Source organism: Microbacterium sp. NPDC089698, assembly GCF_044749045.1.
GTDB lineage: Bacteria > Actinomycetota > Actinomycetes > Actinomycetales > Microbacteriaceae > Microbacterium.
On the sequence record NZ_JBIVHE010000001.1, the window covers coordinates 372371 to 396076 of the forward strand.

Below are 23706 nucleotides of genomic sequence, written 5' to 3' on the forward strand. Positions count from 1 at the left end.
TCGACCTGCTCGCTCACGCGGGTCCTCCTCGATTCGATGTCCGCCGGGGTCGTTAGGCTGGAATCGTGACGGACTCCGCAAAGCCTACCCTCATGGTCGTCGACGGCCATTCGCTCGCATACCGGGCGTTCTTCGCCCTTCCGGTGGAGAACTTCACCACCAAGGACAACCAGCACACGAACGCCATCTACGGCTTCCTGTCGATGCTGGTGAACCTCATCAAGGCGGAGCGGCCGACCCATATGGCGATCGCCTTCGACACCTCGCGGCACTCGTTCCGCACCGACGAGTATCCGGAGTACAAGGCCACGCGCTCCGAGACGCCTTCGGAGTTCCGCGGGCAGATCCCGCTCCTGCAGGACTGCCTCGCGGCGATGTCGATCCCGGTGCTCACAAAGGAGGGCATCGAGGCCGACGACATCCTCGCGACGCTCGCCGCCCAGGGCTCGGAGCAGGGCTACGACGTCCTCGTCGTCTCGGGCGACCGCGACACGATCCAGCTCGTGAACGACCGGGTCACGCTGCTCTATCCGAACGTGCAGGGGGTGTCCCAGCTCAAGCGGTACGACCCGATCGCGGTGCAGGAGCGGTACGGCGTGCGTCCCGAGCAGTACCCCGACATCGCGGCGCTCGTCGGCGAGACCAGCGACAATCTGCCCGGCGTGCCGAAGGTGGGGGAGAAGACGGCGGTCAAGTGGCTGACGCAGTTCGGCACGCTCGACGAACTGCTCGAGCGGGCCGGAGAGATCAAGGGCGTCGTGGGCGGGAACCTGCGCGACCATATCGAGGACGTGCGACGCAATCGCAAGCTCAACCGCCTTCTACAGGACGTGGAGCTCCCGGTCGGACCCGCCGACCTCGAGACCCGTCCGATCGACGCGCAGGCCGTGCGCGACATCTTCGCGCGCCTCGAGTTCCGCACGCTGCTGCCGCGCGTCTTCGAGGCCGTCGGGGAGGACGCCCCCGAAGAGGAGGCCGCAGCCACCGTCGCCGTCCCGGCCGCGGTCGAGCTCGCCGCCGAGGGCATCGCGACCTGGCTCGAGAAGGCCACCGGCGATATCGCCGTCGAGGTGACCACTGCCGGCGGTCTGCCGCAGCGCGTGGGTCTCGCGCACGGCGACGACCTGGTCGAGTTCTCCTGGTCGCCGCAGGTGCAGTCCGCCCTCGCGGACTGGCTCGCCTCCGATGCGCCGAAGATCTTCCACGACGCCAAGCCGCAGGTGAAGGGGCTGCACACCGCCGGGGTCCGGCTCGGGGGTCTCGCCTACGACACCAACCTCGCCGGCTGGCTGCTCCGTCCGAGCTACCCCGACAAGACGCTCGCGGATCTCGTGGACCGCTACCTCGGCGAGAAGCTCCCGGAGGCGGATCCGAGCCAGCTCGTGCCCGAGACCGAGGGCGCCTCGCCCGCGCAGCTCGCCTGGTTCGCGGCGCGGGTCGCGACGGCGCTCCGCGCCGATGTGCCGGAGAGCGTCGACCGCGTGCTGCGCGAGATCGAGTTGCCGACCCTCATCACGCTGGCCGACATGGAGCTCGCCGGCGTCGCCGTCTCGCACGAGATCCTCTCCGGCTTCTCGCAGGAGCTCGGGGAGCGAGCGAGCCGCATCGCCGAGGAATCGTTCGCGATCATCGAGCGGGAGGTGAACCTCGGATCGCCCAAGCAGCTGCAGGAGGTGCTCTTCGAGCAGCTCGAGCTGCCGAAGACGCGCAAGACCAAGACCGGATACTCGACCGACGCGGCCGTGCTCGCCGACCTGCAGGAGAGCAACCCGCACCCGTTCCTCGATCTGCTGCTGCAGCACCGCGAGGCCACGAAGCTCCGGCAGATCATCGAGTCCCTCGACACCGCGATCCGCGCCGACCACCGCATCCACACCACCTACGTGCAGACCGGCAGCCAGACGGGCCGGCTGAGCAGCACCGATCCGAACCTGCAGAACATCCCGGTGCGCACCGAGGAGTCCCGGCGGATCCGCAGCGCGTTCCAGGTCGGCGAGGGCTACGAGACGCTGCTCACCGCGGACTACTCGCAGATCGAGATGCGCATCATGGCGCACCTGTCGGGCGACGAAGGGCTCATCGAGGCGTTCAACTCCGGGGAGGATCTGCACCGTTTCGTCGGCGCGCGCGTCTTCGGGGTCGAGCCGGAAGAGGTCAGCCCCGCGATGCGCACCAAGGTCAAGGCGATGTCCTACGGCCTGGTCTACGGACTCAGTGCCTTCGGCCTGTCCAAGCAGCTGCGCATCGAGCAGTCCGAGGCGAAGCAGCTCATGATGGAGTACTTCGCCCGATTCGGCGCCGTGCGCGATTACCTGCGCGCCTCCGTGCTCGCGGCGAAGCAAGTCGGCTACACGGAGACGATCTTCGGGCGCCGTCGGCCGTTCCCCGACCTCGTCAGCCCCAACCGCGTGCTGCGTGAGAACGCCGAGCGCGCGGCGCTCAACGCCCCCATTCAGGGCAGCGCCGCCGACATCATGAAGATCGCCCTGTTCCGCATTCACGCCGACCTCGTCGAACAGGGACTGTCCTCGCGCGTGCTGCTGCAGATCCACGACGAACTCGTGGTCGAGGTCGCTCCGGGGGAGTGGGACGCGACGGAGCGGATCGTGCGCGACCGGATGGGGGGCGCCGCCGAGCTGTCCGTCCCGCTCGACGTGCAGGTCGGCCGCGGCGCCGACTGGAACGAGGCCGCGCACTGACCGATCACCGGTGACGGGCCCCGCTCCGCGACGCATCCCTCGAGGACGCGTCGTTCCATGGAGCGGGACCCGTTCCGTGGATAGGCTCAGGGGATGACCGCAGAGCAGCCCACGACGCGCACGCCCTCCACCATCGATCGGATCGCGGAGGGCTGGGTCGACACCCTTGCCGAGCTCTCGCCGATCCTCGGCACCTACATCGGACGCAACGAGGTCAACGGCCGCCTCGACGACTTCAGCCCCGCCGGCCATGAGCACGCGATCGCGGAGACCCGCCGCGTCCTCGCAGAGCTCGACGCGCAGGAGCCCGTCGACGAGATCGACCGCATCACCAAGACGGATCTCTCCGCCGAGCTCCGGCTCTCCATCGAGCAGCATGACGCCCAGTGGCACCTGCGCGATCTGAACGTCATCGAGTCCGCCGCGCAGAACGTGCGCCAGGCCTTCGACCTCATGCCCACGGCGACGGCCGACGACTGGAGCGTCATCGCCGAACGCCTCGGCGCGATCCCCGCCGCGCTGGACGGCTATGTCGAGACGCTCCGCGAGGGCATCGCCCAGGGCGTCGTGCCCGCGCGACGTCAGGTCGTCGAGGTCGCCACGCAGATCGCCCGCTACACCGCGGACGACGGCTTCTTCGCCGCATTCGTCGCCGATGCGGCGACCGACGAGGGGCAGCTCCCCGCGAGCCTCGCCCGCGAACTCGCCGACCGTTCTGCAGCCGCCCGCGTCGCGTACGACGGGCTGCGCTCCTTCCTCAGCGCGGAGCTCGCCCCGGTCGCCGGGGAGCAGGACGCGGTCGGCCGCGAGCTGTACGCCCTGTCCTCGCGCCGCTTCCTGGGTGCGACGATCGACATCGACGAGACGTACGAGTGGGGCCGTGAAGAGCTCGCCCGCATGGTGGCCGAGCAGACCGCGATCGCGAACGAGATCCTGCCCGGGTCCACCGTCGAGGAGGCCGTCGCCCACCTGGAGGCGGACCCCGCGCGCAAGCTCGTGGGCACCGAGGCGCTGCAGCGCTGGATGCAGGAGACCAGCGACCGGGCGATCGCCGAGCTCGGCGCCTCGCACTTCGATATCCCGGAGCAGATCCGCGAACTCGAGTGCATGATCGCGCCGACCCAGGAGGGCGGGATCTACTACACGGGCCCGACGGACGACTTCTCCCGGCCCGGTCGCATGTGGTGGTCCGTGCCGGAGGGCGTCACCGAGTTCGACACCTGGCGCGAGCTGACCACCGTCTACCACGAGGGCGTTCCGGGGCATCACCTGCAGATCGCGCAGGCCACCTACAACCGCGCGGAGCTGAACACCTGGCGGCGCGTCCTCGCGGGCACCTCCGGTCACGCCGAGGGGTGGGCCCTCTATGCGGAGCGCCTGATGGAGCAGCTCGGCTACCTCGACGATCCGGCCGACCGGCTCGGCATGCTGGACGGGCAGCGCATGCGCGCCCTGCGCGTCGTGCTCGACATCGGCGTGCACCTCGGCAAGCCGCGCCTCGACGGCGAGGGCGTGTGGGACCACGACTACGCCCTCGACATGATGCGCCGCAACGTGAACATGTCCGATGAGTTCCGCCAGTTCGAGGTCAACCGCTACCTCGGCTGGCCCGGACAGGCGCCGTCGTACAAGGTCGGCCAGCGCATCTGGGAGCAGGTCCGCGACGCCGTCAAGGAGCGCGAGGGCGACGCCTTCGACATCAAGGCGTTCCACAAGCGCGCGCTCGACATGGGCGGTGTCGGACTCGACACGCTGCGTTCGGTCTTCCAGGTCGGCTGAGATCCGCATCCCCGCGCGGGAATGCACCCTGCCCCTGGAAGGTTCATTCGCTTGAATACGAAAGGGGCAGGGATGGATCTGCAGTTCGGACTGGGCACGTTCGGCGATGTGAGCCGCGGGGCCGATGGGGAGATGCTGAGCGGCGCGCAGACGATCCGCAACATCGTCGCGCAGGCCGTGCGCGCCGAGAAGGTCGGCGTCGACTACTTCGGCGTGGGGGAGCACCACAGGCGGGAATTCGCCGTGTCGAGCCCCGAGATGGTGCTCGCCGCGATCGCGTCCCGCACGGAGCGGATCCACCTCGGCACCGCAGTGACGGTGCTGTCGTCCGACGACCCGGTGCGCGTGTATGAGCGCTTCGCGACGCTCGACGCGCTCTCCCACGGGCGCGCCGAGGTCGTGCTCGGCCGGGGGTCCTTCACAGAGTCGTTCCCGCTCTTCGGCTACGACCTGCGCGACTACGACCGCCTCTTCGAGGAGAAGCTCGAACTGTTCGTCGAACTCCTCAAGGAGGAGCCGGTCACCTGGCAGGGGACCGTGCGGGCACCGCTCGAGAACGCGGATGTCTTCCCGAAGACCGAGAACGGCCTGCGCACCTGGGTCGGCGTCGGCGGCTCGCCGGAGTCCGTGGTCCGCGTCGCACGCCACGGCCTGGGGCTCACTCTCGCGATCATCGGCGGCGCGGCAGCACGCTTCAGGCCGTTCGTCGACCTGTATCACCGCTCCACTGCGGCCTTCGGCACCACCGTGCACCCGATCTCGGTGCATTCGCCCGGACACATCGCCGACACCGATGCCGAGGCGTGGGAAGCGGCCTATGAGGGCATGGAGGCGATGAACAACACCATCGGCCGGGAGCGCGGATGGCCCGCGTACAGCCGTGCGCGATTCCAGAACGACGTGGGTCCCGAAGGCGCGATGTACAGCGGCTCTCCGGATCGCGTCGCGCGGAAGATCGTCGACACGGTGCGGACCCTCGGCATCGGCCGGTTCGAGCTCAAGTACGCGTCCGGCCCTCTTCCCCACGAGGCGATGATGCGCAGCATCGAGCTCTACGGCACCGAGGTGATCCCGCGCGTGCGGGCGATGCTCGCCGACGACTGAAAGCACGCCACGACGGCGTCGTAGGCTTGAGGGATGAGCATGGTCCGTTTCGTCGCCATCGGAGACTCGTTCAGCGAAGGCGTCGGCGATGAGCTGCCCGACGGCACCGTCCGAGGGTGGGCGAACCTCGCGGCGATGGGCTGGGCCGAGGCGATCGGCGAACCGATCGAGTACGCGAATCTCGCGATCCGCGGCCGGCTCGCCTGGCCGGTCGTCGAGGAGCAGCTCGAGCCGGCCCTCGCGCTGAAGCCGACGCATCTGTCGTTCAACGCCGGCGGCAACGACATGCTGCGCCCGAAGGCGGACATCGAGCACATCGCCGACGCCTTCACACGCGTGCTGCGCCGGTGCGACGAGGCCGGCACGACGCTCATCGTGCTCTCCGGGGCGAACCCGTCTGCCCAGCTGCCGCTGACCTCGCTCATCCAGCGTCGCGGCGACGAGTTGTCCGCCGCGGTGCTCCGCAGGATCCAGGACAGGTCCGACGTGCTGCAGGCGCTGAACTGGCCCGATCATGAGCTCAGCCGCCCCGAGTACTGGGCGGAGGACCGCCTGCACATGAATGCGAACGGCCACCATCGCGTCGCCGCACGGGTTCTCGACGCCGTCGGCGCCGGAGCTCCGGGGGAGTGGTGGCATGCCCGTGAGGTGCCGGAGGAGGAGCCGCTCAGTACGGCCGCGTACTACCGACGGCATGTCGGGCCCTGGATCAAGCGCCGGGTGACGCGTCGGTCCTCCGGCGACGGCCGGCGGCCGAAGTACGCCGAGTGGACCGAGATCCGCCCGTCCTCCGCGGGCTGAGCAGGCCCTGCGGCGGGCCGCTCAGCCCGCGAGGACTCTTCAGTGGGGGACGCGGGCGAGGAACTCCGCGGTCGCGGGATGCTGCGGCGCGTCGAAGATCTGCGCGGGCGGCCCCTGCTCGACGAGCACGCCGTCCTTGAGGAACACGACCCGGTCGGCGACCTCGCGCGCGAAGGACATCTCGTGCGTGGCCATGAGGATCGTCGTCCCGCGCCCCTTGAGCTCACGGACCAGATCCAGCACCTCGCCGACGAGCTGAGGGTCGAGCGCACTCGTGATCTCGTCCAGGAGCAGCAGCTCGGGGTCGGTGAGGATCGCGCGCACGATAGCGACGCGCTGCTGCTGGCCGCCCGAGAGGCGATCGGGGTAGGCATCCGCCTTGTCGCCCAGACCGAGGGCCGTCAGCAGCTCACGGCCGCGCCGCGCGGCCTCGGCCCTGGGCAAGCGGTGCACGCGGCGCGCGGCGAGGGTGACGTTGTCGAGCACGGTGAGGTGAGGGAACAGGTTGAAGTGCTGGAACACGACCCCGATCCGCGCGCGGATCGCATCCGCATCGATCCGGGGATCCGTGATGTCCGTCCCCGAGAGCAGGATCTGCCCGTCATCGACGCGTTCGATCAGGTTCATCGTGCGCAGCAGCGTGGACTTTCCGGATCCGGACGCGCCGATCAGCACGACGACCTCGTGCGCGTCGACCGCGAGGTCGATGCCTCGCAGCACGTCGTGGTCGCCGAAGCGCTTGCGGACGCCGAGCGCCTCGATCACGGGTGCGGTCATACGATCCCTCCGGCCTGCTCGCGCTTGTTGAGACGCGCGGTGACGACGTCGGTGAGCCGGATCATCGGCCAGCTCAGGATCACGAAGAAGAGCCCGGCGACGATGTACGGCGTGAAGTTGAACGTCTCGGCGACCTGCAGCTGCGCCGCGCGGACCGCATCGATCGCGCCGAGGACCGAGATGAGACCCACGTCCTTCTGCATCGAGACGAAGTCGTTCATGAGCGCCGGGACCACTTTGCGCACACCCTGCGGGATCACCACGATCCGCAGGGTCTGCCCGTGCGTGAGACCGAGCGACCGTGCCGCGACCCGCTGCGACGGGTGCACGGCCTCCATTCCCGCACGGAGCACCTCGGCGACGTATGCCGAATAGCTGATGACGAGGGCGATCGTGCCCCAGAACATCGCGGGCATGCGCGGGAAGATCATGAGCGCCGGGATCCCGAAACCCACCAGGTAGAGCACGATCAGCAGTGGCACGCCGCGGAAGAAGTCCGTGTACGCCGCGGCGAGCAGCCGCAGCGGGAAGAACACGGGACCGCGCAGCGAGCGCAGCACCGCGAGCAGGGTGCCGAGCAGCGCCACGCACACGGCGGAGATCACGAGCACGAGGATGTTCAGGAGCAGGCCCTGGAAGATCGGGCCCACGCTCGCGAGCGCGACCTTCGGGTCGAAGAACGTCTCGCGGACGACCTTCCAGCCCGGGGTGTTGGCGATCACGATGACGAGCACCACCGCGACCGCCACGCTGCTCAGCAGCGCGAGCAGGACGGATCGCACGGTCGCCCGCCGTCGCAGAGCGCGACGGGACAGCTCGAGCGTGCTCGGCTGCCACGCCGCCTCGGCCAGGGGAGCGGTCACTTCAGGACGGGGACGTTCACGGCCTCGCTGAGCCACTTCTTCTGCAGCTCGGCGATGGTGCCGTTCTTCTGCAGCGTGTCGACGGCCTTCGTCACCGCCGGCGTGAGCGAGGAGTTCTTCGGGAGCACGAACGCGAACTGGTCGCCGCCCTTGTCGTCGGCGAACTGCCCGACCACAGAGGCGTTCTCGAGCTGCGCCGCGGTCACGTAGAACGCACCGGGCAGGTCGGTGATCATCGCGTCGATCTGGCCGCCCTTGAGCGCCTGCACGACGTCGTCGACCGAGTTGAACACGCTGAGGTCGCCGGTGCCGAGCTGCGCCTTCGCCACGGTGTAGCTCGTCGTGCCGGTCGCGACGCCGACCTTGGCCTTCTTGAGATCGGCGACGCTCGTGGCCGAGGCAGCAGGGGTGCCCTTCGCCGCGACGACCGCCTGCGTGGTGGTGTAGTACGACGACGAGAAGTCCACGGCCTTCTTGCGGTCCTCGGAGATCGAGAACTGCTGGATGTTGAGGTCCCAGTCCTTGGGCCCCGGGGCGATCGCGGCATCGAAGCCGGTGCGCGTCCACACGATCTGCTTGTCCGAGAAGCCCAGCTCCGCGGCGACGGCGTGGGCGACGGCGCCCTCGAAGCCCTTGCCGTTGGACGGGTCGTTGTCCACGAACCAGGGCTCGTAGTCGGGGTCGCCGGTGGCGATCGTCAGCTTCCCCGCCGTGACGGTCTGCAGAGCCGCGCCGGTGGCATCGGCGCCCGCGGACGGGGCGGACGCGGCGGAGCCGCTGCAGGCGGCGAGGGACAGCGCGGCGGCGGCGATCGTCGAGACGAGCGCGACGCGGCGCAGAGCGGGTGCGAGGGACACGGAGACTCCTGAGATGCGGGTGCGGGGGCGGACGGGTGTGACTGCAGGCGCAGGTGCCCCGTTCATACCGTAGAGGAATCGGCGAGTCGCCAGTCGGCGAAGTCGAAACCCGGCGAAACGAAACAGGAGACCAGGACCTCTCGGTCATCCATCGGACGAGCGGCCTGCCACATCCCGGCGGGAACGAGCACCTGTGCGGCCTCGTCGGGGCCGAGCACGATGGTCTCGGCGTCTCCCGGCGCGGCAGCGGATCCGCCGAGACTGAGTTCGAGACGACCGGGACCGTGCCACAGCCAGAGCTCGTCGCTGGTGACGACGTGCCAGGCGCTGGATTCCTCCGGGGTGAGGAGGTAGTGGATGCAGGTGGCTGCGGGGCGCGTGCCACCCGCGGTCTCGATCGGGATCGGACTCGTCCAGGTGCGACGGAACCAGCCGCCTTCGGGGTGCGGCTCGAGACCGAGGCGGATCGCGGTCGTGGGGGTGGGCGCAGTCATAGGGGATCTCCGATGCGGGCGGTCAGGGGGTCTCGAAGGCGGTCGTCGCGTGGCGGACCTCGCCGGCGATCACGGTCGCGGCGGAGCGCCCTGCCCCGGCCTCCACGAGCTCGGCGACCGCGTCGGCACCGGGCGCGACGTCGAAGAACGCGAGATCCGCGAGGGCGCCGACGGCGAGGTAGCCGGTGCGGTCCGGGCCGACGTCGATCCCCATGGCGTGCGCGCCGCCGAGGGTCGCGGCGTTCAGGAGCCGTGCGTGCAGGTCTCGATCGGTGTACCCCTGGGATCGGGCGATGCGGGCGAGCTCTGCGACGTCGGCGAGCAGGTCGAGCGAAGGGCTGGACGAGAGCGAGTCCGTACCCGCGGCGATCGGGTTGCCCTCGCGCAGATAGGCCGCGATCGGCGGTTCCTCCAGTCCGATCACCGCATTCGAGCGGGGACACAGCGCCACGCTCGTGTGGCGCTCGCGCAGGATGGCTCGGTCGCGGGCACTCATGTAGACGCCGTGTGCGATGTGGCAGTCGGGCCCGAGCACGCCGAGCTGGTCCACGAACTCGGTCGCGCTGGTGCCGAAGCCCGCGTCGCGCAGCTCCTGGAAGCTCGCGAGCCCGGCCGTGTGCCAGGCGTGGGCCTTGTCGTGCGCGAACTCGCTCTCGAACGCGGCCTCGCCGAGGTGGATGTGGATCCGGCTGCCGCGCTCCCGGACGATGTCGGGGATCTCCAGAAGGGGCTCGATGTCGAGCGAGTACGGGGCGTGCGGCGACAGCCCGGTGCCCGGAGGCGTGGGCAGTGCATCGAGCGACTCCTCGACCTGACGCCGCCCGGTGCGGGCCCAGTCCGCGTTGGTCCAGCTCATCACCTCCCAGTAGGTGATGCCGTGCAAGCGCGCGTCGTGCAGGGCGGATACCGCAGACCTGTCGGTGACGACGTCGGCGGCGGCGGTCGTTCCGGTGCGGATCAGGGTCGCGGCGCCGTCCGCCGCGTCGGCGGCCCAGTCCCGTCCGCGCTCGTACACCGGATCGAACGCCGTGACCCAGTCGTCGAAGCCCTGGTAGCGGCCCTGTCCGACCTCGGCCATGCCGGTGTACTGCAGGTGGGTGTGGGCATTGACGAGCCCGGGGATCAGCACGCCCGGCCAGTGCACCTCCGTGGGGCTGATGCCGCGGTCGGCGAGGGAGCGCTGCACCCAGGCGCGCTCGCCCACATGCAGGATCCTGCCGTTCTGCACGGCCACGGCCCCGTCGGCGATCGGCGGCGCGGTGATGGGGAACACTTGCCCCGCGGAGTACAGGGTCACGCCGTTCATGCCGCGCCGTCCCGGTAGCGGGGCGAGCGCCAATCGTCCTGCGCGCGGAGCTGCGCATCGCTGCGGACGTCGAGCGACTCGCCGCGTGCGGCCAGCGCAGCGCGCGCGACCGCCTCATCGGACTCCGACGGGAAGGGGTGCACTCCCGCAGGCAGCACGGTGCCGAGCAACTGCGACACCGCGGACAACTGCACCGCGAAGGAGAGATCCATGATCTCGATCGGGTTGCCCTCGGCCGCCGCGAGGTTGACGCAACCGCCCCGCGCGATGAGGAGCGCGCCGTCACCGGCGCGTTCGAGATGGGGGTGCGCGGTGCCGGCGAGCTCGACAGGGAGCAGCCCCGCGACGTCCACGTCGACTTCGCCGGGCACGCCGCCTGCAACAGCGACGATCCGGGCTGCTCGCAGGGTATCGGGGTCGATCGTGTGCGGGGCGCCCGTGGCGGAGACGACCAGGGCGCCCGGCGCCAGCGCGTGCAGGCGTCCGGTCTCGTAGCCGTCGTGCGCCGCACGGAGCGCCCGCACCGGATCGGTCTCCGTGATGCTGACCGCCGCGCCGAGGGCGCGCAGGTGCGCCGCGACGCCTTCGCCGACGGGACCGTATCCGATGACGACCGCCGGCTGGTCGCGCACGCCGATGCCCACCGTGTCGAGCACGTCCGCGATGGCGAACACGCAGGACTGACCCGTGCCGTAGCGGTTGTCGAAGGCGGTCTTCATCGGGGCGTCGTTCACCGCGATCACCGGGATGCGCAGCAGGCCTTCCTCGGCCATCAGGCGCAGTGGCGTGAGCCCGCTCGTGGTCTCCTCGGCGGCGCCTCTGAGGCCGGTGACGAGTTCCTCCTCATGAGCGAGCCGGATGAGGTGCGACCCGTCGTCGAGCAGGAGGTCATGGCCGCGGCGCAGGAAGGCGATCGCGGCTTCGCGTTCGGCCGAACCCGTCAGCGCGGGGTCTCCGTCGACCGGGATCCCTCGTGCACGCAACGCGGCGGCGACGTCCGGGTCGATCTCATCCGGATGCGCGTACACCGCGACCTCCGCGCCCGCGTCGCGCAACAGGAGGGCCAGCTGCGCCGTCTTCGGCTCGAGCACCATCGCGATGCCGATCCGGGTGCCGCGGACTGTCCCCGCGAATCGGAGGGTCTCGGCGATTCCCCGGGACACCGGCATGTGGGCCCCGGCGAAGTCGATGCGCTCGTCGGCGCTCCCGCGCCGCGGGAGCGCTGCGCCGTCGAGCCGGATCTCCGTCGCGGACCCCGGCGCGAACACGACCGCTCCGCGTCCGATCCGGGCTCCCACTCGGATGAGCAGCGCTCGCAGCTCGTCGGCGACGTCGCTTTCGCCGACCACCTCGACGGTGCGGCCCGCGATCAGCAGGTTGGTCTCGCGGGCGAACCGGCGCACGAGGCGTTCGGCGGTCAGGAGGGCGTCGGGCACCTGTTCAGCGTAGAGGTTCCGCCGGCCCGCTCCCCGCCGTGCGACGTCGCACCGTCACCGGGCGAGGGCCGGCGGCGACAGTCGATAGGTGAGCTCCGCGAAGGGCCCCGCGTGTCGCACCCCGGTCAGTTCGAGGCGGGAGTGGTCGAGGTCGCGAGGCAGCAGCGGCTTACCCGAGCGAAGGGTGGCAGGGGCGAACGTCACGACGATCTCGTCGAGCAGGCCTTCGTCGGCGAACTGACCGGCGAGGTCTCCGCCCCCGACGATCCACACGTCGCGGCTGCCGGCGGCGGCGACGATCTCGTCCCAGTGATCGCGGACGGCGCCGTGCACGAAGTGGATGTCGGCGCCCGGAACCCGGGGGAGTTCCCGCGACGTGAACACGAAGGTCGGACGGTCGCCGTAGAACTGCTGCCAGCGCTCCGGATGGTCGAGCAGCCCCTCTTCCCGCAGAAGCCACTCATAGGTCGAGGAACCCTCGACGAGGACGCCGACCGTCTCCGTGAATGCGGCGATGTCGGCCGTCGCGGCATCCTGCGGAACCGAGAGCAACCAGGAGAGCGAGTCCGCATCGTCTGCGAGGAAGCCGTTGAGGGTCGAGGCGGTGTAGAAGATGGCGCGCGTCATGCCGGCGACGCTATCCGAGGCCTCCGACATCGGCAGCGGCCTCTCGGCGCCGCAGATGCAGCTGCCACTCCCGCGCGGTGAGGATCACGATGAAGACGTCGAAGAGCGTGAGCGCGAGCATCCACCAGCTGAAGTGGACGATCAGCTCGCAGCACTGCAGCGCGATGAAGACCCCCAGGGCCGCGAGCATCCACGGATATGCCCAGAGCTGCTGTCTCAGGAGCGCCCAGACCAGCACGACCTTGATGATCCCGTGCAGCAGCAGATACGCGGCGGCGAAGATCGTCGTCCTGGTGCCCCAGGAATCGCCGAGGTGGATCGCCCAGTGGAAGACGGGGGAGTGCTCGTGGCCCACGAGCACGAAGGAGACGACATCCCCGAGTGCTTCGCGCAGTGCCGCGGGGGAGATGAACAGCAACGCGAGCCCGCCGATCAGCTCGGCCGCACCGTCCAACCCCTTGAGCACGATGCTCACGGCGAACACCCGGTCCAGGGTGCGGTGGGAGGAGGCGGTCGTCATGGACCCGATCGTACGTTCGCCGGCTCTTAGACTGCCCTGAGATGAGTGACATCGAGATGCGCGCCCTGCCCGCCGGTTCCGTCGCCCTCCACGACGCGCGCACCAGGCGCCGGTGGAGCGTCGACCTCGATCCGTTCGAGATCGGGGTGTTCGCCGTGACCGAGGAGCAGGCTTCCGAACTGCTCGGAATCGCGGCCGAGCATCCGGATCGCCCTGCCATCGACGTCTCCTGGCAGCGGGCGATCCGCTTCTGCAACGCCGCCTCGGAATGGGAGGGACTGGATCCGGTATATCGGTTTGACGGGACCGAGGTGCGCTGGGACGTCTCTGCGGACGGGTACCGGCTCCCGACCGAAGCGGAGTGGGAGTACGCGTGCCGTGCGGGTTCGACCGCGCCGCACTACGGCCCGCTGCAGGAGGTCGCGTGGACGGCCGCCGACGGCCTCCGCCACCCGCAGCGCGTGGGGGAGCGGATGCCCAACCTGAACGGGCTCTTCGACACGCTCGGCAACGTCTGGGAGTGGTGCTGGGATCTGCTGGATCCCGCGCGCTACGGAGAGTATCGCGTGTTCCGCGGAGGCGGCTTCGCAGATGACGCGTGGAGCGTCCGCGCCTCGGTGCGACGAGGGGGAGACCCGCGCACGACTCAGGACGATCTCGGTTTCCGCGTCGCACGCGGCGGTTTCGATCGCGTCGATGCGGCTCAGGGGTGGTCCCTCGCCGCCGATGAGGAGCGTGCACTGCTCGCCGGGCCTCTGCCGTCCGGGTGGACGCCCCGCCGCTGACCGGACCACACGTCACTTCTCCCGTGCCCGCGCGAGCACACCGCGGATCGCCGACGCGACGAGGGCAGGCTGTTCCACCTGGATTCCGTGCCCGCTGTGCGTCGCGCTGACGTGCGTGGCATTCCACGCGCGCGCGAGATCATCCTGCGCCGCGAGCCATGCGGGCCAGGTCGACGCGTCCGGCGTCACGCCGAGATCCCACGGCCGGTCCGAGGAGAGCACCGCCGCCGGCAGCTCGGGTGCGGCCGCGGCTGCGGCGAACTCCTGGAGCGTCGGATCGTAGGCGGGTCTTTCGGCGGCACTGTCGCCGGGCGCCGCGGCGATGACAGCCATCCACCCCCGCCACTGATCAGGGCTGAGAGTCTGTGCGAGCCAGGTCGATGCGGAGTCCACGAGGACCAGTCCGGCGACCTGCCGAGGGTAGGTGCGCGCATACAGCTGGGCGATCATGCCGCCCCAGGACGCGCCGACCAGGACCACGGGTCCGCGCTCGCCCGACGCGTCGAGCAGCGCTCGCAGGTCCCGCGCGCCGTCCAGAGCGGTCGTCGGCTGCGGCACAGGGGGCGTAGGGGAGGGTGCGCCATCCTCCCTCGTCGTTCCGGGCCGGTCGTAGGCGCAGACGCGCGAGTCCGCGGAGAGCGCCGGCAGGACCGCCTCGGCGGGCGCCGCGGTCGAGGACGGCGACGAGAGCGGGGGGAGGGTCGTCCATTCATCGGCGGCCCCTCCGGTGCCGGAGATCAGTACGACGATCGGGGATCCGGACCCGCGGCACGTGAGGTACATGTCGCGCGAGGAGCTCACCGACACCATGCCCGCGCGGTCCTTCCTCGCCGACGGGGTCGCCGTGCTCCCGGTCGGGCTCGGGCTCGGGGGAGTGCAACTCGTCAGCAGCGCGACCAGGAGCGCTCCGGCGAGGAGCGCGATCCCGGCTCTGCTTCGCACCGCATGCCTCCTGAGGCGTGGACGATCCTGGCGGCAGGCTAGTCCGCGGTTCGGCCGCGGGGAAGTCAGGGCAGCGCGCGCACCAGGACGAGCGAGCCTTCGAACGTCGTCTGGTCGCGGAGCGCGCCGTGCCGACGGTCCCACTCGCCCGAGTCGAGGGCACGCTGCAGCCGCCCGGCGTACTCCATGGCCCGCGGCGGATCCACGAAGCTCCAGGCCGAACAGGCAGCCCGCGCTCCGGCGTCGAGCAGCGCCTCGGGCCTGCCGTAGTACGCCTCGTTGAAGCCGTCGCTGCAATCGAAGGGGATCGGCACCGACTCGACCGTGATGGTGCCGCCGAGTTCGGAGGCGAGCCGAGCGATCGACGGATACCGGCGGCGTTCTGTGTCGATCACGTCCGGGGCGTAGTCGGCCAGCCAGAACCGATCCAGCAGATCCGGATCGCACGTCAGGATCACGACGGGCCCGCGCGTGACGCGACGGACCTCCGAGAGCCCACCGGCGAGGTCGCTCCACTGGTGCACGGAGAACGTCGTCATGGCGGCATCGAAGGTCGCGTCGGCGAAGGGAAGCGATTCGGCCACCGCGTCGATCGCCGAGGCCAGGTGCGGAGGGCGCTGCGCGCGCATGCTCGCCGACGGCTCGACGGCGGTCACATCCCGATCGACCGGCTCGTAGCTCCCGGCGCCGGCGCCCACGTTGAGGACCGTGCGCGCACCGCTGAGCGCATTCCGCACGATGGCCGCGATTCTCGGGTCGGGCCTGCGGAAGGCGCTGTACGTCGCACCGATGACGCCGTAGTCCGCGTCTCCCGCGCTGCCGTCCTGAGTCCTCGGCCGCTCCTTCATGCCTTCGATCCTGACACGCCGCCCACGCCGCCCGCGCGCGTCACGATGGGATGATGAGGTCATGTCCGAGGACCCGCGCGCGACGACGCTCACCACGGAGCGCCTCATCCTCCGGGCGCAGCAGGAGCGGGACGCGGAGGTGTTCCACCAGCTCTGGACCGAACGAGATGAGCGGGTTCCTCCGCACCGCAGGATCGACGCCGAGGGGCATCCGACGGTCGCCGACATCGCCGACAGCATTCGCGGAGGGGACTCGCACGCTCGGCCCGGGTTGCTCACGGTCGTTCTGCGCGAGAGCGATGCGGTGATCGGATACTGCGGGGTGGTGTTCGACGACGACGACCGGCCCGAATTGGCCTTCGAGCTGCTGAGCGCGGTGCACAATCGCGGATATGCCACGGAGGCCGGCCGAGCCGTCATCGCATGGGCGCGGGATGCCGGCTACCCCCGCCTGTGGGCCAGCGTCTGGGACTGGAACCTCGCCTCACGGCGTGCGCTGGAGAAGCTCGGCTTCGCCGAGACGGGCACGATCGTGAAGGAGAGCGCACACGGCCGGTCCCTCCTCACCGTGCGGGAGCCGGGGGACTGAGCGTGGCGACGATCGACGACGTGAGGGCTCTCGGATCCACGCTCGAGCGCTCATACGAGGTCTATGTCCGCGGGAGGATCAAGTTCCGCGTGGGACAGCTCGTCTACGTCGCCTTCTCCTCCGACGAACTCACCATGGAGTTCGGCTTCCCGAAAGAGCTTCGCGCAGGGCTCGTCGGAGGACAGCCCGAGAAGTTCCAGCTGCCCTCGCCCTCGGACATGCGCTTCCACTGGGTGCGCTCGGATCTCTCTGCATTGGATCCGGGGGAGGCGCGGGAGTTCGTCGTGGACGCATGGCGCATGGTCGTGCCGCAGAAGCTGTCGCGCGCCTATGACCTGGCTCATCCTGGCGGGCCTGCCTAGAGCGGTCGGCGGATTCGCAGCGGAGTCGGTCGGCAGACCTAGTATGGGGACGGTGACTCAGGAACCGGCGACCGCGCAGCAGGGCTCCCCGGACGCCGAACTCGTCGCCCGGCTTCTTCGGGAACAGGCTCCGCGTCTCTCCGGTCGAGCGGTCCGCCCCAGTAGCGCGTCAGGAAGCAGCAACTGGGTCTTCCGCCTCGGCGACACCCTGGCCGTCCGTCTGCCTCGTTCGGACGGTTACGCCGAGGACCTTCTCAAAGAGGTGCTCTGGCTCCCGGCCCTCGGTCCCGCCGTCTCCGTTCCGGTTCCCCGCATCGAGTTCGTGGGTGAGGCCTCGGAGGCGTTCCCCCGCCCGTGGACCGTGGTCTCGTGGCTGCCGGGGGAGACCCCCAGCGATCTCGACAACGATGAGCAGGCCGAGCTGGCGGTATCGCTCGGGCAGTTCCTGCGGAGTCTGCACGACGTCGATGCCTCCGCGGAGCCGGTCGGCGCCGAGCGCTGGGGATACCGGGCGGGCGAGCCTGTGACGGACACGATCGATGAATGGGCCGACGAAGCGGCGACGCGCCTCTCCGACCTCTTCGATCCCGAAGCGGTCCGTCTGGCCTGGAGGATCGTGCGCGACGTTCCGGCGCCGACCGCGCCTCCGTGCTGGATCCATACCGACCTGTCCGCCGAGAACCTGCTCGTCCGCTCCGATGGGAACCTGGCGGGGGTGATCGACTGGGGCGGTCTCGGGGTGGGCGATCGCTCTGTCGACCTGTTGTACGCCTGGGGCATGTTCGACGCCCCCGCGCGCGATCTGCTCCGCGCCGCTGCCGACGCCGACGACGCGAGCTGGGCGCGGGCGCGCGCGTGGGCCTTCGTCGGCCCCGGGCTGCTCACGATCGCGGACTACCGGCAGACGATGCCGGAACGGACAGCCAGACTCATCTCGATGGTCACCACCATCGCCGGGGAAGTCGGTATCCGGCTTCGCTGAGCGAGCGTTGGACGCACTCCTCCGCACCGCGTTTCGCGCGACGAGCAGCCATGGCGCTTCAGACGGCGAGTCCGTATCCTTCAGGCATGAGCGAGCCCTCGATCCCCAAGCCCACCCGTGGCTACGCGTTCGCCGTGTGGGCCACGGCGGTCGTGATCGGTGTGATCCTCGGGGCCGCCACGGGACTGGTGATCCAGAGCACCTGGATCGGCGTCGGGGTCGGGGCAGTGGTCGTCGCGCTGGTGGGCATCTCGTCGGTGCTCGCGGTTCGGCGCGGAGGTCGTGGCACCGTCGAAGGAGCGCCACCCTGGACAGGAGACGCTTCCGCTCGTCACCACAGCGGTGCGTCCTGAGTCCACACGCTCCGAGGGCGCTCGGCCGCGGGGCGTGCGCCCCAGGCGTCGAATGGAGCCGTGACACATGCCATGATCCGCATATACAACCAATTGGTTGAGTATTGTGGCACGATCGCACCATGACCGAGAATCCCGTGCCCGCCGTTGCACCAGACGCGCTGATGCTCGAGCTCGTGCTCGTCCCCGTCAGCGACGTCGACCGAGCCAAGTCCTTCTACACGGAACAGGTCGGCTTCACCGCCGATGTCGATGTCAGCCCCTCCGCGGGGGTCCGCATCGTGCAGCTCACGCCGCCGGGATCGTACTGCTCGATCACGCTCAGCGCAGGCATGCCCGGGACGGCGATGGCGCCCGGAACGCTCCGCGGTCTGCATCTGGTCGTCTCCGACATCGCCGCCGCTCGCGCGAAGCTGGTCGAACGCGGCGTGGACGTCGGACCGGTCGAGGACCTCGGCGGCGTCCTCTACGCGGGATTCGCGGATCCGGATGGCAACACCTGGACCCTGCAGCACATGCCCTGGCGATGATGATCGCGCGGTGGGGGCAATACCCTGGCTTCGTGGCAGAACGACAGAAGATCCTCGCATCCGTCGAAACCGACTTCCCGCGCTGGTATCAGGACGTGCTCGAGAAGGCCGAGCTCGCCGACAACGGACCAGTTCGCGGCACGATGGTCATCCGGCCGTACGCGTACGCGATGTGGGAGCGGATGCAGTCGGAGGTCGACGCCCGCATCAAGGCGACGGGTGCGGAGAACGTGTATCTGCCGCTGTTCATCCCGCAGTCGTACCTCGAGCGTGAGGCGGAGCACGTCGAGGGCTTCAGCCCCGAGCTCGCGGTGGTCACTCACGCAGGAGGCAAGGAACTCGCCGAACCGGTGGTCGTGCGCCCCACGTCGGAAACCGTGTTCGGCGAGCTGATGTCGAAATGGATCCAGTCGCACCGCGATCTGCCGATGCTGCTGAATCAGTGGGCGAATGTCGTGCGCTGGGAGATGCGTCCCCGCCTGTTCCTGCGCACCAGCGAGTTCCTCTGGCAGGAGGGGCACACCGCCCACGCCACGCGGGAGGATGCGGCCGCGTATGCCACGCGCATCCACCTGGAGGTGTACCGGGACTTCCTGGAGAACGTGCTCGCGATCCCTGTGCTGCCCGGGTTCAAGAGTCCGTCCGAGCGTTTTGCGGGCGCCATCAACACGATGACGTGCGAAGCGATGATGGGCGACGGGAAGGCGCTGCAGATGGCCACGAGCCACGAGCTCGGCCAGAACTTCGCCACCGCCTTCGACATCACCTACACCGACTCCGACGGCAAGGTGCAGACGACGTGGACCACGTCATGGGGATCCTCGACGCGCATGATGGGCGGTCTGATCATGTCGCACGGCGATGATTCCGGGCTGCGCATTCCTCCGCGCATCGCGCCGCATCAGGTGGTCGTCATCGCCGTGAAGGACGACGACCGTACGGTGGAGGCCGCGAGGCGGATCGTCACCGACCTCGCCGCGGCCGGGGTGCGCGCCAAGCTGGACGCGCGCGTCACCCCCGGGTTCGGTCGCCGGGCCACCGAGTGGGAGCTCAAAGGGGTTCCGCTCCGCCTCGAGGTCGGTCCGCGCGACCTGGACGCCGCTCAGGTCACCTGCGCGCGTCGCGACACGGCGGGCAAGTCCACGCTTGCCTTGTCGGATCTCGTTTCCACGATCCCGCCGATGCTCGACCGGATGCAGGATGAGATGCTCGCGAACGCCCGCAGGCGTGTCGCCGAGCGCACGACGCGCGTGTCGACGATTGGCGAAGCGCGCGAAGCCGCCCAGACGGGTTTCGCGGTGATCGACTGGGCCGCACTCGGCGAGGCCGGCGAGAAGGAGCTCAACAAGGACGCGGTCACGGTGCGCTGCCTGCAGACGCGCGACGGGCAGCTGCCCGACCCGCTGAAGCCTCAGCAGGATCTTGTCGCGGTGGTCGCACGTGCGTATTGACTGACGCGGCTTCGGCTCGCGGCTGACCGCAGCCTCGTCCCGGGGGAGGGGCGGGCAGCGGACACAGGGATCGGCGACGTCGCTCCGCGGATTCTCTCCGCGAAGCGACGTCGCCCGCACCGGTTCAGGGCTTGCAGAAGCCGGACACGGTGAAGGTGAACGGTCCGAGCCAGATGTTCTGGTTCGGACGATCGCTGGGCGCACGACCCGAGTTGTTCACGACGTAGGTGAGGTCGAACGAACTCGTGGCGGGCACCGTCACCGCGACGTTCCCGGCACTGCTGGTCGGGGCGACTTCCACATTCGGTGCGGCGGTCGACAGCCGCCACCGATCGGCGTCCGTGCCCGAGCCCTGCACCCAGGCGGAGTCGTAGGTGCCGGTGCCGGCGGAGACGAAGACACGCTCCGCTCCGCCCTTGCCGTCGAGCGCCATGAATCCGTCGATGTCCTTGATCTTGTAGGTCAGGTTCGTGACGCTCATCGACACGCCGCCCAGGGCGAAGTCGAACGTCACCTTCTCGCCGCCACCCGTGTTGTCGAGAGCCAGTGTGTCGAGCGAGAGATGAACGCTCGGCTGCGCCTCACCGCCGTTCATGCCGCTGTCGAGCACGAGGTTGTTCGCCTGGTTGATGGCCATATTGGTCCACAGGGCGTGCACGGCCGTGAGCGTCAAGGTGAAATCCTTGCCATCGCCGAAGAGGTTCGGCCAGATGAACTGCGACGCCGTCGCGCTCGCGCGTGAGTAGGCGGCAGTGGCCGTGCTGATGGTCTTGGTGCAGGCCGTCGTCGAGGCGGATGCCATCGGCACCGCGGCTGCTGCCACCAGGACGGGTACCGACCAGGCGGCGCTCTTGACGACGGTGCGACGCGACAGGCCGTCCGACAGGATCCGCTCGGCTGTGGGCTGTTCCATTCGGTGCTTCCTTCTCTCCCCGATTCGGCGGTGACCAGGGGATGTCACCGCACTCAGAGAGAAGGAGTGCGCGGCGTACGAGAAGTGACGCGAGTTCGAGGGATTTCTCAGCGCAGTCGGACGAGACGGTACCGGCCATCCGGCAGTCGACCACCGAAGTGGAACCCGAGCCGCTCCGCCAGACGCAGTGAGGGGTGGTTGTCCTCATGGATCACCGCTGCGATCCAGTTCGCCCCCAGCTCGCGGAAGGCGACATCGATCAGCGCTGCCGCGGCCTCCGTCGCGTAGCCCTCTCCTGTGCAGGAAGGAAGCAGGAGCCAGCCGATCTCGGCGCCGAAAGTGAGCGGATCAGTCCCGCGCAGATGCAGCGAGACATCGCCGATCACCGAGTCTTCGCGCGTCACGGCGAGAGCGAGGAAGTCGCCGTCATAGCAGAGCCGGGTGTGGCGGGTGCGGTGCTGCAGATGACGCGCGGAGGCACGACGGTTCCGCGCCGGCCACGGCAGGAACTCACGGATCGCGGGAGACGACTGGATCCGGAACCAGTCTGCGGCGTCGGCCATCGTGTAGGGGCGCAGCAACAGGCGGGGCGTCAGCAGGGTGCGGGCGATGAGGGGACTGTGCACACGGGGTCCGCGGAGGTAGTCCGGGCGACGCAGAGGAACCGCATCCCGCACCGCGCGCATCCATGTGCCTTCGCTGCCCGCATGATGCAGCACGCGGCGCTCGTGTGTCGGATCCCGATGGACGATGCCTGCCATGGACCCGAAGCTAGGCACGCCCGCCCTGGACGACTGAGGCAGCGCCCCTGTGCCTTCTGTGAAACACCTCGGGCTCCGATAAACGCCCGGCCCAGTGGATCCGTGCGCCCGGCGGAGGAGCGACCCGAGGGACTGCACTCGATCGGTGCCGCGCCGGCACGCGCAGGGGACTGGTGGCTTAGGGGCTCGGGCCCGGGCTCGGCGCGTTTCGGGCGTGATCCAGAACGGAACGGATCGAGTCGACCACGAGTCGAGGCTGCTCCAGCTGGATGTAATGCGTGCTCTTGGTATCTGAGATGTGCGTGGCGCCGGGGTACAGCTGTGCGAGCTTGTCTTGTGCCGACGTCTGCGCCGACCAGAGCGCATCCGCGAATGCCTGATCGACGCCGGGAGGCCATGTGCCCGATGCCAGCACGTCCGGCGTCAGCTGCGGGCGGTCCGCGGTGAGCACGACTGTCGGGATCGGCTCCGGCAACTGCCGCATGGCCCGCAACTCCTGGAAGTTCGCCGCCCAGTCGACCCGCTCCGTGGATGCGGGGGCTCCCTTCGGGGTGTTGAGCGCCTCGTAGACGGACAGCTGCTCAGCGGTGAGCCCGTCCGGGAGGTACGGGGAGAGGGCGTCCACGAGAACGAGCCCGGCGACATCCTGAGGATGCCGACTGGCATAGAGCATGGCGATGTCGCCCCCGTACGAATGGCCGACGAGGACGTAGGGCGCACGCAACCCGCTCGCCTTCAGCAGTGCGGCAAGGTCCGCTGCTCCGTCTTCGCCCGTGGTGGGTTGATCCACGGGAGTGGAACGGCTCCGCTCGACGCCGTCAGACCCCTCGCTCGAGGTGCCGGGACGGTCGTAGGCGCAGACCCGGGTCAACCCCGCGGCCAGCGAGAACACCGCAGCGGGATCCGGAGAGGGGGTCGACAGGTTCTGCCAGATGTCCGCACGATCTCCGAAGCCGGACAGCAGCACCACCGTGGGGCTTCCGCTCCCGCGGCAGTCCATGAAGATCACGCGGTTGTGCCCGATGGCGACCGACCCGGCGAACGTCCCGTGCAGGGGAGAGGAGGCCGCGGTCGGCACCGACGTCGGCGCACCGGCGCAGCCTGCGAGCAGGGCGACGACGACGATCGCCGGCGAAACGCCGTGAAGGCGGGTTCGACGAGCCGTGCGCGTCATAGGAAAGACCTACACCACAGCGGACATGGTGGCTACTGCACCGACGAACAGGCGCGACAGATCGCCCGCGACGACGCGTGGCGTCAGCGGGCCTCTTCCCGGGTTGCAGGAGTCCGCCGGAGCTGGTCGGCCGTGGCCTGCACTGTGCTCGCGGTTATGAGTTCGCGCGGCGTCGTGCCCAGCGCGTCGGCCAGGCGTGCGACATCGTTCAGGGTGAAGCCCCCGTGGATGCAGGTGCGGAAGTCCGTCGCTTTCATTCCGACGTCGAACAGGATCCTTGACACGGACTTGCCGCTGCGGTCGCGGAAACGCTCCAGGGCGCGAGGGTGAAGCGCCACGCGGACCTCTCTGGTCGTGCCTTTCTGCTGTGCCTCGGCGTGGGTCATGGCCGGTTGACGATGATGACGATGATGGCGATGGCGATCACGACGACGAGGCCGGCCCACCCGAGCATGATTCCGCGGCCCGCCCGCTCTCGACCGCGTTCCCGATGCACCTCGATCTGGCGCCGCGCCGTGTACCCGGTGATGAGCGCGACGACGGATCCGAGCACGGGGGCCAGGCACACGATCCCGAGGAGCCCGCTGATCACCGAGATGGTGGCCAGGGTGTTCATCCGGGCGGAGGCGAACGGCGGATCCGTGAGGGGCACAGATCTCGCGGTCCGAGGACGGATCTCCATCGTCACACCGTGATCGTGCGCGCGGGCAGCGGGGCGGGAGGGGCAAGCGGATTCATGGGCTCACAGTGCTC

The 23706-nt window shown here is 69.6% G+C and carries 26 protein-coding genes; 11 read left to right on the forward strand and 15 right to left on the reverse strand.

Annotated elements, in window-relative coordinates; translation table 11 throughout:
- The first annotated feature begins 65 nt into the window (after positions 1-65).
- The 4 genes from polA to ACIPY5_RS01755 all read left to right on the forward strand — a co-directional run bounded on the left by polA (position 66) and on the right by ACIPY5_RS01755 (position 6383).
- Entirely contained in the window at positions 66-2699 is a 2634-nt protein-coding gene (gene polA / locus ACIPY5_RS01740; protein ID WP_400965938.1) for a DNA polymerase I, read from the forward strand.
- Between the two features lie 93 nt (positions 2700-2792).
- Positions 2793-4478, forward strand: a complete 1686-nt coding sequence (locus ACIPY5_RS01745) for a DUF885 domain-containing protein (protein ID WP_400965941.1) — start codon at positions 2793-2795, stop codon at positions 4476-4478.
- Positions 4479-4550: 72 nt separating this feature from the next.
- The gene (locus ACIPY5_RS01750) at positions 4551-5582 is read left to right on the forward strand and encodes an LLM class flavin-dependent oxidoreductase (RefSeq protein WP_400965944.1); all 1032 of its coding nucleotides are present in this window, start codon (positions 4551-4553) and stop codon (positions 5580-5582) included.
- A 33-nt stretch (positions 5583-5615) separates the two neighbouring features.
- Entirely contained in the window at positions 5616-6383 is a 768-nt protein-coding gene (locus ACIPY5_RS01755) for an SGNH/GDSL hydrolase family protein (RefSeq protein WP_400965947.1), read from the forward strand.
- Positions 6384-6422: 39 nt separating this feature from the next.
- Here the strand turns inward: ACIPY5_RS01755 and ACIPY5_RS01760 are convergent, their stop codons facing one another.
- The 8 genes from ACIPY5_RS01760 to ACIPY5_RS01795 form a co-directional block, all read right to left on the reverse strand.
- Complete coding sequence (locus ACIPY5_RS01760) at positions 6423-7160, reverse strand: amino acid ABC transporter ATP-binding protein (RefSeq protein ID WP_400965950.1); 738 nt, start codon at positions 7158-7160, stop codon at positions 6423-6425.
- On the reverse strand, positions 7157-8023 hold the full coding sequence (locus ACIPY5_RS01765; protein WP_309339742.1) for an amino acid ABC transporter permease: 867 nt from the start codon (positions 8021-8023) through the stop codon (positions 7157-7159). The genes ACIPY5_RS01760 and ACIPY5_RS01765 overlap by 4 nt, the downstream gene beginning before the upstream one ends.
- Complete coding sequence (locus tag ACIPY5_RS01770; RefSeq protein ID WP_400965954.1) at positions 8020-8880, reverse strand: ABC transporter substrate-binding protein; 861 nt, start codon at positions 8878-8880, stop codon at positions 8020-8022. Before ACIPY5_RS01770 ends, ACIPY5_RS01765 begins: the two co-directional genes overlap by 4 nt.
- Positions 8881-8942: 62 nt before the next feature.
- Positions 8943-9374: a cupin domain-containing protein gene (locus ACIPY5_RS01775; RefSeq protein WP_400965957.1), complete on the reverse strand. Its 432-nt coding sequence runs from the start codon at positions 9372-9374 to the stop codon at positions 8943-8945.
- Between the two features lie 22 nt (positions 9375-9396).
- Positions 9397-10680 carry an amidohydrolase family protein gene (locus ACIPY5_RS01780; RefSeq protein WP_400965960.1) on the reverse strand — a complete coding sequence of 428 codons (1284 nt, stop codon included), beginning with the start codon at positions 10678-10680 and terminating at the stop codon, positions 9397-9399.
- Complete coding sequence (locus ACIPY5_RS01785) at positions 10677-12116, reverse strand: adenosylhomocysteinase (protein WP_400965963.1); 1440 nt, start codon at positions 12114-12116, stop codon at positions 10677-10679. Before ACIPY5_RS01785 ends, ACIPY5_RS01780 begins: the two co-directional genes overlap by 4 nt.
- Positions 12117-12170: 54 nt before the next feature.
- Positions 12171-12743 (reverse strand): dihydrofolate reductase family protein, encoded by a 573-nt coding sequence (locus ACIPY5_RS01790; RefSeq protein WP_400965965.1) that lies wholly within the window; start codon positions 12741-12743, stop codon positions 12171-12173.
- 10 nt (positions 12744-12753) lie between these two features.
- Entirely contained in the window at positions 12754-13263 is a 510-nt protein-coding gene (locus ACIPY5_RS01795; protein ID WP_400965968.1) for a DUF2127 domain-containing protein, read from the reverse strand.
- Positions 13264-13304: 41 nt separating this feature from the next.
- On the opposite strand from ACIPY5_RS01795, the gene ACIPY5_RS01800 reads away from it, so the two are divergent.
- On the forward strand, positions 13305-14048 hold the full coding sequence (locus tag ACIPY5_RS01800; RefSeq protein WP_400965971.1) for a formylglycine-generating enzyme family protein: 744 nt from the start codon (positions 13305-13307) through the stop codon (positions 14046-14048).
- A gap of 12 nt (positions 14049-14060) precedes the next feature.
- On the opposite strand, the gene ACIPY5_RS01805 is transcribed toward ACIPY5_RS01800, so the two are convergent.
- On the reverse strand, positions 14061-14990 hold the full coding sequence (locus ACIPY5_RS01805; RefSeq protein ID WP_400965974.1) for an alpha/beta fold hydrolase: 930 nt from the start codon (positions 14988-14990) through the stop codon (positions 14061-14063).
- 65 nt (positions 14991-15055) lie between these two features.
- Entirely contained in the window at positions 15056-15838 is a 783-nt protein-coding gene (locus tag ACIPY5_RS01810; RefSeq protein ID WP_400965976.1) for a class I SAM-dependent methyltransferase, read from the reverse strand.
- 61 nt (positions 15839-15899) lie between these two features.
- Between ACIPY5_RS01810 and ACIPY5_RS01815 the strand changes: the two genes are divergently transcribed.
- The 6 genes from ACIPY5_RS01815 (at position 15900) to proS (ending at position 20105) form a co-directional block, all read left to right on the forward strand.
- Positions 15900-16427, forward strand: a complete 528-nt coding sequence (locus ACIPY5_RS01815) for a GNAT family N-acetyltransferase (RefSeq protein ID WP_400965979.1) — start codon at positions 15900-15902, stop codon at positions 16425-16427.
- A 2-nt stretch (positions 16428-16429) separates the two neighbouring features.
- Entirely contained in the window at positions 16430-16789 is a 360-nt protein-coding gene (locus ACIPY5_RS01820; protein ID WP_309341869.1) for a hypothetical protein, read from the forward strand.
- A 52-nt stretch (positions 16790-16841) separates the two neighbouring features.
- On the forward strand, positions 16842-17771 hold the full coding sequence (locus ACIPY5_RS01825; RefSeq protein ID WP_400965983.1) for an aminoglycoside phosphotransferase family protein: 930 nt from the start codon (positions 16842-16844) through the stop codon (positions 17769-17771).
- A gap of 86 nt (positions 17772-17857) precedes the next feature.
- Positions 17858-18124, forward strand: coding sequence for a hypothetical protein (locus ACIPY5_RS01830; protein WP_309341873.1), 267 nt, complete (start codon positions 17858-17860; stop codon positions 18122-18124).
- Between the two features lie 122 nt (positions 18125-18246).
- Complete coding sequence (locus ACIPY5_RS01835) at positions 18247-18654, forward strand: VOC family protein (RefSeq protein ID WP_400965987.1); 408 nt, start codon at positions 18247-18249, stop codon at positions 18652-18654.
- 32 nt (positions 18655-18686) lie between these two features.
- Positions 18687-20105, forward strand: coding sequence for a proline--tRNA ligase (gene proS, locus ACIPY5_RS01840; protein ID WP_400965989.1), 1419 nt, complete (start codon positions 18687-18689; stop codon positions 20103-20105).
- A 124-nt stretch (positions 20106-20229) separates the two neighbouring features.
- On the opposite strand, the gene ACIPY5_RS01845 is transcribed toward proS, so the two are convergent.
- The 5 genes from ACIPY5_RS01845 to ACIPY5_RS01865 form a co-directional block, all read right to left on the reverse strand.
- Positions 20230-21018 carry a hypothetical protein gene (locus tag ACIPY5_RS01845; protein ID WP_400965992.1) on the reverse strand — a complete coding sequence of 263 codons (789 nt, stop codon included), beginning with the start codon at positions 21016-21018 and terminating at the stop codon, positions 20230-20232.
- A 107-nt stretch (positions 21019-21125) separates the two neighbouring features.
- Positions 21126-21779, reverse strand: coding sequence for a GNAT family N-acetyltransferase (locus tag ACIPY5_RS01850; RefSeq protein WP_400965995.1), 654 nt, complete (start codon positions 21777-21779; stop codon positions 21126-21128).
- A gap of 178 nt (positions 21780-21957) precedes the next feature.
- Positions 21958-22953, reverse strand: coding sequence for an alpha/beta fold hydrolase (locus tag ACIPY5_RS01855; RefSeq protein ID WP_400965998.1), 996 nt, complete (start codon positions 22951-22953; stop codon positions 21958-21960).
- Positions 22954-23036: 83 nt separating this feature from the next.
- Positions 23037-23339, reverse strand: coding sequence for a hypothetical protein (locus ACIPY5_RS01860; RefSeq protein ID WP_400966001.1), 303 nt, complete (start codon positions 23337-23339; stop codon positions 23037-23039).
- Positions 23336-23569 (reverse strand): DUF4190 domain-containing protein, encoded by a 234-nt coding sequence (locus tag ACIPY5_RS01865; protein WP_400966004.1) that lies wholly within the window; start codon positions 23567-23569, stop codon positions 23336-23338. Before ACIPY5_RS01865 ends, ACIPY5_RS01860 begins: the two co-directional genes overlap by 4 nt.
- Positions 23570-23706: the final 137 nt, after the last annotated feature.

What these genes read in the sequence shown, in the direction of transcription:
- ACIPY5_RS01750 (WP_400965944.1), top strand. Translation starts at nt 4,551, where the DNA reads ATGGATCTGCAGTTCGGACTGGGCACGTTCGGCGATGTGAGCCGCGGG.
- ACIPY5_RS01845 (WP_400965992.1), bottom strand. Translation starts at nt 21,018, where the DNA reads ATGGAACAGCCCACAGCCGAGCGGATCCTGTCGGACGGCCTGTCGCGT.
- ACIPY5_RS01780 (WP_400965960.1), bottom strand. Translation starts at nt 10,680, where the DNA reads ATGAACGGCGTGACCCTGTACTCCGCGGGGCAAGTGTTCCCCATCACC.
- ACIPY5_RS01835 (WP_400965987.1), top strand. Translation starts at nt 18,247, where the DNA reads ATGACCGAGAATCCCGTGCCCGCCGTTGCACCAGACGCGCTGATGCTC.
- ACIPY5_RS01815 (WP_400965979.1), top strand. Translation starts at nt 15,900, where the DNA reads ATGTCCGAGGACCCGCGCGCGACGACGCTCACCACGGAGCGCCTCATC.
- ACIPY5_RS01855 (WP_400965998.1), bottom strand. Translation starts at nt 22,953, where the DNA reads ATGACGCGCACGGCTCGTCGAACCCGCCTTCACGGCGTTTCGCCGGCG.
- ACIPY5_RS01760 (WP_400965950.1), bottom strand. Translation starts at nt 7,160, where the DNA reads ATGACCGCACCCGTGATCGAGGCGCTCGGCGTCCGCAAGCGCTTCGGC.
- ACIPY5_RS01775 (WP_400965957.1), bottom strand. Translation starts at nt 9,374, where the DNA reads ATGACTGCGCCCACCCCCACGACCGCGATCCGCCTCGGTCTCGAGCCG.
- ACIPY5_RS01860 (WP_400966001.1), bottom strand. Translation starts at nt 23,339, where the DNA reads ATGACCCACGCCGAGGCACAGCAGAAAGGCACGACCAGAGAGGTCCGC.
- ACIPY5_RS01795 (WP_400965968.1), bottom strand. Translation starts at nt 13,263, where the DNA reads ATGACGACCGCCTCCTCCCACCGCACCCTGGACCGGGTGTTCGCCGTG.
- ACIPY5_RS01830 (WP_309341873.1), top strand. Translation starts at nt 17,858, where the DNA reads ATGAGCGAGCCCTCGATCCCCAAGCCCACCCGTGGCTACGCGTTCGCC.
- ACIPY5_RS01810 (WP_400965976.1), bottom strand. Translation starts at nt 15,838, where the DNA reads ATGAAGGAGCGGCCGAGGACTCAGGACGGCAGCGCGGGAGACGCGGAC.
- ACIPY5_RS01800 (WP_400965971.1), top strand. Translation starts at nt 13,305, where the DNA reads ATGAGTGACATCGAGATGCGCGCCCTGCCCGCCGGTTCCGTCGCCCTC.
- ACIPY5_RS01850 (WP_400965995.1), bottom strand. Translation starts at nt 21,779, where the DNA reads ATGGCAGGCATCGTCCATCGGGATCCGACACACGAGCGCCGCGTGCTG.
- ACIPY5_RS01755 (WP_400965947.1), top strand. Translation starts at nt 5,616, where the DNA reads ATGAGCATGGTCCGTTTCGTCGCCATCGGAGACTCGTTCAGCGAAGGC.
- ACIPY5_RS01790 (WP_400965965.1), bottom strand. Translation starts at nt 12,743, where the DNA reads ATGACGCGCGCCATCTTCTACACCGCCTCGACCCTCAACGGCTTCCTC.
- ACIPY5_RS01865 (WP_400966004.1), bottom strand. Translation starts at nt 23,569, where the DNA reads ATGAACACCCTGGCCACCATCTCGGTGATCAGCGGGCTCCTCGGGATC.
- ACIPY5_RS01745 (WP_400965941.1), top strand. Translation starts at nt 2,793, where the DNA reads ATGACCGCAGAGCAGCCCACGACGCGCACGCCCTCCACCATCGATCGG.